This window comes from Winogradskyella sp. (assembly GCF_025210595.1).
GTDB lineage: Bacteria > Bacteroidota > Bacteroidia > Flavobacteriales > Flavobacteriaceae > Winogradskyella.
Map to the genome: position 1 here is coordinate 1 of NZ_JAOARH010000018.1, position 9,200 is coordinate 9,200.

Below are 9,200 nucleotides of genomic sequence, written 5' to 3' on the forward strand. Positions count from 1 at the left end.
AGGTTCTTTAGCATACACGCTTCGTGACATCTTTCCAGATAAATAGACATCTATTTTTATCATACAAAGAGTCCGAAGCCCAAAAAGTTTCGGACTTTTTTGTATGCCTTTTTTTAAAGTAGGTTAAAGTTAAAAAGATTCGAATCCATCAAATCAAATCATTGTCATCAATTATTGCAGCTTGAAGACAGGTAACTAATATCTCAAATCATGGGAAAGAAACTAAGCGGAAAAGATCTAATAAAATTAGGCTTTCCAAAAAATAACAGCATTAATGTGACTTTAGGTCAGATTAATCGCTATCAAAAACGCGTAAAAAAAGAGAAAATATTAACTGAAGCAAAAAAAGTATTACTAAATCCTGAAGTCTATAAAGGAGATGGTGTTTGGGGTAAAATAGCAGAGAGTCTGCTAGACCCAGTGAATGTGGTAAAACAAAAGTTAAATTCACATCGCGCACCATTTCAAATTTATGGAGAAAACGAGATTGATGATCAGGCGAAGTACCAATTATATGATGCTTTAAAACTGCCTATAGCTGTTGCAGGAGCCTTAATGCCAGATGCACATGTAGGTTATGGTTTACCGATTGGTGGTGTACTAGCAACAAAAGATGCGGTGATTCCATATGGTGTTGGTGTAGATATAGGCTGTAGAATGTGTTTAACCATTTATCCTGTAAAAGCATCTTACTTAAAAGGTAAAAAGCATCAACTGGAAAACATCTTGTCAGAGCATACCAAGTTTGGAATGTACGAAACACATAAAACCAAACACGACCATGAGATTTTTAGTCGTGATGAGTTTAAAAACATTCCTATGGTAAAACGCTTAAAAGATAAAGCCTATAAGCAATTAGGCACCTCTGGTGGAGGCAATCATTTTGTTGAATTCGGAGTCATTAGCATTTTAGACATCAACAATGAGTGGAATTTACCATTAGGAGATTACTTAGGTGTATTATCACATAGCGGCTCACGTGGATTGGGCGCAAACATAGCAAAACACTATACGTATCTAGCAACAAAGCAGTGTCCTTTGCCAAAGCATGTGCAGCATTTAGCGTGGTTAGATTTAAACACGCATGATGGACAAGAGTATTGGTTAGCTATGAATTTAGCTGGAGATTATGCGAAAGCGTGCCATGATGATATTCACAAACGCATTGCAAAACTCTTGGGTGAAAAACCAATTGCAAAGATTGATAATCATCACAATTTCGCTTGGAAACAAGATGTCAATGGTGAAGAATGTATTGTACATCGCAAAGGAGCCACACCTGCTAAAAAAGGAGAGTTAGGTATTATTCCAGGATCAATGACAGCACCAGGATTTGTGGTAAGAGGCTTAGGTAATACAGAAAGTTTGCAGTCAGCATCTCACGGAGCAGGACGTGTATTATCGCGTCGTCAATGTAAGATGACATTAACACAAAGTGCTATAAAAAAAGAATTACAAAAGCATGATGTCTCTTTAATTGGAGGTGGTATTGATGAAGCTCCAATGGCTTACAAAAACATCGAGACCGTCATGAAGAGCCAACAAGAATTGGTAGAAATCGTAGGGAAATTTACACCAAAAATTGTGAGAATGGCTAAGTAGAATTTTGCTAAAAAATAAAATATCATGGGAGCAAATCATAACATCAAACGATACGGAGAACAATGGCCAATCTATAGAATAGAACATGGCTTGGACATATTAAATAAATTAAAAACATGGGTAATTATTTCTGGCGGTTGGGCTTGGCATTTTATGTCACCAGAAGACCATACAGAATACAAACACGCTCATGATCATAAGTACATAGACATTTTTGTACATCCAAAAGATGTGGCAAAAGTGATGATAACATTACAACAAGAAGGCTTTAAAAAAATATGGACACGTTACGACCATATGCCGAGTAATGAAAACTTTAGACGCTACGAAAAAATCGACTGGTTAAACTCAGGGAAACAAATAAGAGTCACTATAGATTTTTTTGAGTCAGCTACAGTAGAAACGATAACGGTAAACAGCTGGACATTAGTTGAACCTAAAACCTTGTTAAGTTACTACTCTAATATTCATTCTAGTGATAAATGTTGGGCGGTAAAAGCAGCGATACAACTCATTGCTAAAGGCAAAAATCCTGTTGGACATGTATTATTATCTAAAAATCCTTTAGAAAAAGTATAACACATGGAAACAAAAATTATACAAATAACCTCAGGTCGTGGCCCAGCAGAATGTTGCTGGGTTGTGGCACAGGTTTTAAAACTATTTATTAAAGCTTTAAAAGGTGAAGGTATTGCCTACACTATTCTTAATAAAGAACAAGGATTAGAAAACCGAACCTTACAGTCGGTGACACTAAAGATTGAAGGCAATGCTTTAGATGTGTTTTTAAAACCTTGGAAAGGGACTATTCAGTGGATTGGCAAATCAAAATCAAGAGTATATCACAAAAGAAAAAACTGGTTTATTGGCTTCTATGAAGTTGAAAATAATCAAACATTTCAAATTGATGAAAAGGATATTATCTATCAAGCCACCAGAAGTTCTGGACCAGGAGGGCAACATGTCAACAAAGTAAGTTCAGCCATTAGAGCTGTTCATAAACCAAGTAATATTCAAGTATTGGTGATGGACAGTCGATCACAGCATCAAAATAAAAAAATTGCCAAACAACGTTTGCAAGAAAAGGTTGCTGAATTACAGCTACAAGCTTTGAAAGGTAGCGTGAAACATCAGTGGGAAAATCATTTACAGTTACAACGTGGTAATCCTGTTAAAATCTTTAAAGGCAACGATTTTAAAGTTCAAAAAAAAGAAAAAACCTATAAATCAAAACGAAATCAGTTAAAAGCCGATTTACGTAAACAATTAGAATAATGACACTAGTAAATAATTATATATTTAAGGCATTAGACGCTTACCCATACGACTTAGAAGAAGCCATAGAAGCTTTAAACTATGCCTTATCTTATGATGAAAAAAACACAATGGCTTTGTGTTTAATGGGACGTATTTATGCGGAAACTTTATACGATTATGAAAAGGCTAAAGCTATCTATGCAGAAGCACTTGCAGAAAACGTCAATGCTTTTCATATATATCCACACTACATAAATCTCTTATTATGGAATGAGGATTATGGAGAAGCAGAGCGTTTTATCGATTTTGCTTTGACGGTAAAGGGTTCGGATAAAGCAGTTTTATATTACAAAAAAGCTATCCTCTTTGAACAGCAAGTTTGTTACAAAGATGCTTTATTACAACTTAAGTTAGTCAAGCGTCATACCTATAATGGAAGTTTTATGAGCGATATTGATAGTGCGAAGTCACGTATTAAAGATAAAATGCCAAAAAAGAAGACTTCTAAAAAGAAAGCGAAAGATAAAGAGAAGTCAAAAAAGAAAAATTAATAATTGCCATTCCTGCCTTTCGACTATCGCTCAAGATAAACTCTGGCAGGAATCTAAAAACATAAAGAAAACATGAATAACATATACTTTACGTCAGATCATCACTTTGGTCATAACAATATTATAAAGTTCACCAATCGACCGTTCGAAACGGTTGAAGACATGGACGAAGAACTCATCAAACGTTGGAATAGTCGCGTCAATAAACATGATAAAGTTTATCATTTAGGTGATTTCGGTCTATGCAAGGCAGAGCGCATGCGAGATATTCTCAACCAATTAAACGGTGAAATTTTCCTCATTCGAGGTAATCACGAAGGAGCAGCTTTGGCAAATCCTAACCGATTCGAATGGATAAAAGATTACTTTGAGCTCAATGTCAATGATGCAGATGCACCAAATGGTAAGCAAAAGATCATTCTCTTACATTATGCAATGCGAGTTTGGCGCTCTAGCTTTAGAGGCACATGGCATTTATACGGCCATTCCCTTGGTAGCTTACCAGATGACCCTAACAGTAATAGTTTTGATGTTGGAGTCGATTGTCACGACTTTTACCCAATTACTTATGAAGAAGTCAAAGCCATTATGAGCCAAAAAACATGGGAACCACCATTTAAATAATAAATAAAAACAGAATACAATGAGTTATATAATGGTAGATATAGAGTCCGATGGACCAATCCCAGGAGATTTTTCAATGGTTTCTTTTGGAGCTGTTATTGTAGATCAGAATTTAGATAGATCTTTTTATGGGAAATTAAAACCTATATCCGAAAAATGGATTCCAGAAGCATTAAATGTCTCTGGACATACTAGAGAAGAAACGATGACTTTTTCTGAACCAGAAAAAGTAATGCAAGAATTTAAAGATTGGATAAATTTGAATTCTAAAGGCAGACCAATATTTATTAGTGATAATAATGGATTTGACTGGATGTTTATATGCTGGTATTTTCATCATTTCATTGGAGAAAATCCTTTTGGATTTTCCTCAAGGAGATTATCCGATCTTTTTTGTGGGTTACAAAAAGATGCGTTTGCAAAATGGAAGCACTTAAGAAAAACCTCGCATACTCATAATCCTGTTGATGATGCAATGGGTAATGCAGAAGTTCTATTGCTTATGAAAAATGAGATGGATCTAAAAATTAGTTTAAAATAAAGTAGTTTACTACGCAAAAAGATTACGTTTCAACGTAATTATATTTGCTACATAAATAAAAAACATATATTTACAGCACAAAATGAATACAAAACAGATACATAAACAACCGATGTCACGCTTTAATGAATGTGGCGATTATAGATGGGCAGTCATTTTACTGAGTACCATTACAGGGCGTTTTGTGTCTAATTTTAAGTGTTGAATATGATTTAAATACTATTAAAACGATAATATGAAGCGTCCAACCTAAAAGTTGGGCGCTTTTTTTTGAGTAAAACTCAATTTTGAAACGTCTTTTGACGCATTCAAAAGTGTAAGTTGAACTAATCCTGATGAAAATCAGGATCTAAATACAAAAAAAATTGAAAATATTTTGAAGCTATAAAACGATAACATAGAAACTAAATAAACAGTGAAACAATTGAGAGACAGGCTATTGTAAATATGTTAAGAATCCGTAGACATACGGACTGGAATTCTATTACCTAAATTTAACTTAACCATCTGACTATCAGTAAATTAAATTAAAATTTTTCTTGCATAATTCAAAAATGCGTTTCATATTTGCACCGTCGAAATAATTAAAAAACAAATGACAAACTATTTACAACATACCATTCAAATACGTCTCTGCCTAAGCTCGCCGAAATACATGGTTGCAGCAGGGAATGATGAAAGATTTACAATATATACTAGGAAGGTTATGGATACATAGTTACGTATTCATAGATATAAAGAAAGCGCCTTCCGTAAAACGAGGCGCTTTTTTTATTGAACATATTTAAACATTTTGAGGTTAAGCGAAAATTAGAAGTTTTTAGTTCTATTGAAATCTTTTTTGAATTTCATAGCAGCGATACGGAAGAAAAAAAAGATGAAGAGAGAGCTGAAAACAGCAATTTTTTAGCAAGTTGAAAATGATTAAAAATGTTCATCGGTTCATTGAAATAAAAAAAATAGTGACGCGTAGCTTAATTGGCTAAAGCACTCGACTTTTAATCGAGGTGATGTGAGTTCGACTCTCACTGCGTCAACACAACGGAAGGACAAGCCAATTTGGAGGTGGCCACACTCTTGAAAAGTGCTCGGAGTTAACGACTCGTGTGGGTTCGACTCCCACTCCTTCCGGAAAACTAGGAGAATAACAATGGCTGTTTACTCGCTTTGGAAGCGAGAGGTTGCAGGTTCGAATCCTGTCTCTTAGACAATTTGGAGAGTAGACAAATATTGGTTTGTTGTGCTTACCTGCTAAGTAAGTCTGCTTAATGGCAGTAAGAGTTCGATTCTCTTACTCTCCGCAATAAAAAGGGGATGTAGTTTAACAAGCTAAAACGGTGGTGTTGCATACCACAGAACAGAGTGCAAGTCTCTGCATGCTCCACAAAAGATATCGTAGCTCAATGGCAGAGCAGTCGGCTGTTAATCGACAGGTTATAGGTTCGAATCCTATCGGTATCGCAAAAGACAAGGTGGCTGAATGGTTAAAGCATTGGTCTGCAAAACCAACATCTATGAGTTCGAATCTCATCCTTGTCTCAATGATGGAAACATTTTAAGTAAACTTAAAAATGTGAACATCCAATTTGTGGCTAGATGAGAAAGCGAAGCAATCTCATCCTTGTCTCAAAATTTGGAAGTATTGAGCAATTGGTTGGCTCGCCAGACTGTAAATCTGGTCTCGTAAGGGCATGTAGGTTCGAGTCCTACTGCTTCCACAATAAGCATCTATGGTGTAATTGGCAACATAGTAGATTTCCAATCTATAGTTTCGAGTTCGAGTCTCGATAGATGCTCAGATAAAACACGCTTATAGTGTAATTGGTAGCATTTGAGTTTAGCTCACATGCTAATAATTTACAATAAGGAGTTCGTGAATGCTATGCATTTCCAAAACTTAAGGTTAAGGTTCGAGTCCTTATAAGCGTGCAAAATATATCTATGGTGTAACGGAAAGCACAAAAGGTTTCTACCCTTTAAGTCCAAGTTCGACTCTTGGTAGATATACAATATTGGTTCATTGGGGTAATGGCTATCCTTCCCGACTGTCTCTCGGGAGATACGAGTTCGATTCTCGTATGAACCGCAAAGAAGCTCTATTAGCATAGTGGTTTAGTGCATCCGACTTTCTATCGGAAGACAAGGGTTCGATTCCCTTATAGAGTACAAATTGAGATATAGCTTAACTGGTAGAGCACCGCTCTCATAAGGCGGATTGTTTAGGTTCGAAATGCGTAGCATTCATGAGTACCTATTTATAAAAATAGATATGTAACGAACTAATCCTAATATCTCAACTATGCAGGAATGGCGGAATAGGTATACGCTCTTGTCTTAGAAACAAGGTTTTGAGAGTTCGAGCCTCTCTTCCTGTACGAAGTAAGGAGAGAGATGAGAAGTTTATCCTGAGCGCAGTCGAAGGGAGTCTCTCTTCCTGTACTAATGCTTCGCTGGCCAAACTGGAAAAGGCATCAGTTTTAAGCGCTGTGATTTCTTGGTTCGAATCCAAGGCGAAGTACAAATAGGTTTATGGTGTAATGGGTAGCATGCAAGGTTTCGACCCTTGTGGTATGGGTTCGAATCCTATTAAACCTACAACAATAACTTGTGGTGTAACGGCAGCATTGAAGACTTTGAATCTTCAGGTACAGGTTCGAATCCTGTCGAGTTAACAACATTGTGATATAGCTTAATTGGTAAAGCGCTCGCCTGATACGTGAGTAGATGAAAGTTCAACTCTTTCTATCACAACAAAAATGGTATTTATAGTGTAATGGCTTGCATGGAAGATTGTGACTCTTCAGGATCAAGTTCGAATCTTGATAGATACCCAAAGGAATAGTGGTGTAGAAGGTCTGCACGTTGGTTTGAAATACCAAAGGTACTCGTTCGATTCGAGTCTGTTCCACTAATTAATTGTTTAACTAAAAAAAGAAGGAAATCATGAAACTCACACAACAAAAGTGGAGAACTATGAGTGGTAAGGTATTTGACGAACCGATTACCCAACTTGTAAAAGAGGCTATCATAAGAGAGCAAAAGGATGGGCATCGTTTAAAGATTTGCGTAGGTTCCGATTCGCAAGCTTATCAAGATCATATTGCCTATGCAACTGTAGTAGTGGTAATCCGTGAAGGTAAGGGTGGTTTTATGTTTATCCGAAACCTCAAAGGAAGCACAAAGATTGGGATTAAAGAGCGTATGCTAAAAGAAGTAACTATGTCTGTTGAAGTTGCATATGCGATCTGTAATATTCTTGAAGCCTACAATGTAGAACTTGAGGTACACGCAGATATTAATACAGATCCTAAATTTCAATCTAATGTAGCGCTTAAAGATGCTATGGGTTATATCCTAGGAATGGGATTTGTATTTAAAGCAAAACCTTATGCTTTTGCAAGTTCGTCTTGTGCAGATAAGATGGTATAACATACTTCGCTCTAGAATAGGTTCCTATTCTTTTTAAGGGATTCTACTGGGTTCTAAGTAGCCTAGAACCTGGTGGAAATCTAAAAGTGAAGAAATGGTGGAAAAATTAAATTTTTTTACTGCGCAAAAACATTGCGCAATACCGCAAAACATTTGCAGAGTAATTAATAAAAAGTCTTTTGGAATCAGACTTTAAAGTAGCGCTCTGCCAGACACAGAAGCTGACAGAGTTTTAAAACAAAACGTTCATTGACATCACAAGAAATTCAAAAAACTGAATTTCATTGTTATAAAAAAATCATCAGACATTAATCTTGGATTAGTGATTGATGGGGCGGCTTATCGTCCTTAGATAAACTTGGTAACAAGGATAAATCTGTTTACAGGCACTGTAAATGGAGACTGTTTTCTCGCGAGAGCAGTACAGGTAAGCAAGCAACTCACATAAGTTATTATTTACAAGGGGCAACCGCTGACGTAGATAAGGGCTTATAGCCGACAGTAATTAGGCTTGAGATGGAGACATCAACAGGAAAAGTTGTAGTAATAGGTTACGTATAGGTCATCCAACCTTGCGGAGCGTATTGCAGTACTAAAGTGACCCGATAAGAAATTATTCGGTGACTTCACATACCGTGTGCTGGGAGGCATGCAAGGAAAAGGTTGGTATATTGTAGGCCAAAATCTACGAAGCCATTTTCGAAGCCCTTTTCCTAGGTCAAAACTTTTGTAGGTTCGAATCCTACCCGTGAAACATCACGGTGGCGAAATTGGTAAACGCACTATATTTTCCATATAGAGAACATAAACGCAAAAGACTTCGAACGTTACAGCAGCTAGTAGTTGCCTAAACCCATTGCAATATATGGGACGGTAAAGGCCGCAAACCTTTACTGTGTAGTGAACATTCTAGTAGGCCGCCTCAGAGAGAGGACGCCTATGAATGGTGAGGGAGCCAACCCTTGTAACTGCAAAGCGTGGTATAAAACCACTATGCAGGCCAAGTCTAAGTCGCTGAACAGTTGTAACGTAATTAGGCATCGGATAAGTACGTAATTCTCTAAGCAATGAGAAGCACGTGGAAAATTAGGGAAGGGCTACGGCTATAATCCTAAGAAAGCTTATCCTAAAGCGAAGGTATTCTCAGAACGCTTTTTAAAATATTAATTACCTCTTTAGCTTAAAGGGAAGAGCTG

The 9,200-nt window shown here is 36.6% G+C and carries 7 protein-coding genes and 16 tRNA genes; all 23 read left to right on the plus strand.

The window, feature by feature from the left end; genetic code table 11:
- Window positions 1-210: 210 nt before the first annotated feature.
- The 23 genes from N4A42_RS01390 to N4A42_RS01500 all read left to right on the plus strand — a co-directional run bounded on the left by N4A42_RS01390 (window position 211) and on the right by N4A42_RS01500 (window position 8,004).
- Window positions 211-1,602: an RtcB family protein gene (locus N4A42_RS01390; RefSeq protein ID WP_294068845.1), complete on the plus strand. Its 1,392-nt coding sequence runs from the start codon at window positions 211-213 to the stop codon at window positions 1,600-1,602.
- Between the two features lie 24 nt (window positions 1,603-1,626).
- Window positions 1,627-2,181, plus strand: a complete 555-nt coding sequence (locus N4A42_RS01395) for a hypothetical protein (protein WP_294068847.1) — start codon at window positions 1,627-1,629, stop codon at window positions 2,179-2,181.
- 3 nt (window positions 2,182-2,184) lie between these two features.
- On the plus strand, window positions 2,185-2,877 hold the full coding sequence (prfH, locus tag N4A42_RS01400; RefSeq protein ID WP_294068849.1) for a peptide chain release factor H: 693 nt from the start codon (window positions 2,185-2,187) through the stop codon (window positions 2,875-2,877).
- Entirely contained in the window at window positions 2,877-3,410 is a 534-nt protein-coding gene (locus tag N4A42_RS01405) for a hypothetical protein (protein ID WP_294068851.1), read from the plus strand. The genes prfH and N4A42_RS01405 overlap by 1 nt, the downstream gene beginning before the upstream one ends.
- Window positions 3,411-3,482: 72 nt before the next feature.
- The gene (locus tag N4A42_RS01410; RefSeq protein ID WP_294068853.1) at window positions 3,483-4,034 is read left to right on the plus strand and encodes a metallophosphoesterase; all 552 of its coding nucleotides are present in this window, start codon (window positions 3,483-3,485) and stop codon (window positions 4,032-4,034) included.
- 19 nt (window positions 4,035-4,053) lie between these two features.
- Window positions 4,054-4,575 (plus strand): 3'-5' exoribonuclease, encoded by a 522-nt coding sequence (locus N4A42_RS01415; RefSeq protein ID WP_294068855.1) that lies wholly within the window; start codon window positions 4,054-4,056, stop codon window positions 4,573-4,575.
- 963 nt (window positions 4,576-5,538) lie between these two features.
- A tRNA-Lys gene (locus N4A42_RS01420) sits at window positions 5,539-5,612 on the plus strand.
- A gap of 6 nt (window positions 5,613-5,618) precedes the next feature.
- A tRNA-Ser gene (locus tag N4A42_RS01425) sits at window positions 5,619-5,706 on the plus strand.
- 5 nt (window positions 5,707-5,711) lie between these two features.
- Window positions 5,712-5,783: transfer RNA gene (locus N4A42_RS01430), tRNA-Pro, on the plus strand.
- A gap of 181 nt (window positions 5,784-5,964) precedes the next feature.
- A tRNA-Asn gene (locus tag N4A42_RS01435) sits at window positions 5,965-6,036 on the plus strand.
- Window positions 6,037-6,041: 5 nt separating this feature from the next.
- Window positions 6,042-6,114: transfer RNA gene (locus N4A42_RS01440), tRNA-Cys, on the plus strand.
- A gap of 96 nt (window positions 6,115-6,210) precedes the next feature.
- A tRNA-Tyr gene (locus N4A42_RS01445) sits at window positions 6,211-6,293 on the plus strand.
- 6 nt (window positions 6,294-6,299) lie between these two features.
- A tRNA-Gly gene (locus N4A42_RS01450) sits at window positions 6,300-6,371 on the plus strand.
- A 218-nt stretch (window positions 6,372-6,589) separates the two neighbouring features.
- Window positions 6,590-6,661 (plus strand) — tRNA-Asp (locus tag N4A42_RS01455).
- A 7-nt stretch (window positions 6,662-6,668) separates the two neighbouring features.
- Window positions 6,669-6,741, plus strand: a tRNA-Glu gene (locus N4A42_RS01460).
- A gap of 5 nt (window positions 6,742-6,746) precedes the next feature.
- Window positions 6,747-6,872, plus strand: a tRNA-Met gene (locus N4A42_RS01465).
- A 4-nt stretch (window positions 6,873-6,876) separates the two neighbouring features.
- Window positions 6,877-6,950, plus strand: a tRNA-Leu gene (locus tag N4A42_RS01470).
- A gap of 69 nt (window positions 6,951-7,019) precedes the next feature.
- Window positions 7,020-7,093: transfer RNA gene (locus N4A42_RS01475), tRNA-Leu, on the plus strand.
- 5 nt (window positions 7,094-7,098) lie between these two features.
- Window positions 7,099-7,170 (plus strand) — tRNA-Arg (locus tag N4A42_RS01480).
- A 6-nt stretch (window positions 7,171-7,176) separates the two neighbouring features.
- Window positions 7,177-7,247: transfer RNA gene (locus N4A42_RS01485), tRNA-Gln, on the plus strand.
- A gap of 6 nt (window positions 7,248-7,253) precedes the next feature.
- Window positions 7,254-7,326, plus strand: a tRNA-Ile gene (locus tag N4A42_RS01490).
- 84 nt (window positions 7,327-7,410) lie between these two features.
- Window positions 7,411-7,483: transfer RNA gene (locus tag N4A42_RS01495), tRNA-Phe, on the plus strand.
- A gap of 35 nt (window positions 7,484-7,518) precedes the next feature.
- Entirely contained in the window at window positions 7,519-8,004 is a 486-nt protein-coding gene (locus tag N4A42_RS01500) for a ribonuclease H-like YkuK family protein (protein WP_294068857.1), read from the plus strand.
- The last annotated feature ends 1,196 nt before the right edge of the window (window positions 8,005-9,200 follow it).

Coding starts and splice junctions, on each gene's coding strand:
- N4A42_RS01415 (WP_294068855.1), top strand. CDS start 4,054: ATGAGTTATATAATGGTAGATATAGAGTCCGATGGACCAATCCCAGGA.
- N4A42_RS01410 (WP_294068853.1), top strand. CDS start 3,483: ATGAATAACATATACTTTACGTCAGATCATCACTTTGGTCATAACAAT.
- prfH (WP_294068849.1), top strand. CDS start 2,185: ATGGAAACAAAAATTATACAAATAACCTCAGGTCGTGGCCCAGCAGAA.
- N4A42_RS01500 (WP_294068857.1), top strand. CDS start 7,519: ATGAAACTCACACAACAAAAGTGGAGAACTATGAGTGGTAAGGTATTT.
- N4A42_RS01405 (WP_294068851.1), top strand. CDS start 2,877: ATGACACTAGTAAATAATTATATATTTAAGGCATTAGACGCTTACCCA.
- N4A42_RS01390 (WP_294068845.1), top strand. CDS start 211: ATGGGAAAGAAACTAAGCGGAAAAGATCTAATAAAATTAGGCTTTCCA.
- N4A42_RS01395 (WP_294068847.1), top strand. CDS start 1,627: ATGGGAGCAAATCATAACATCAAACGATACGGAGAACAATGGCCAATC.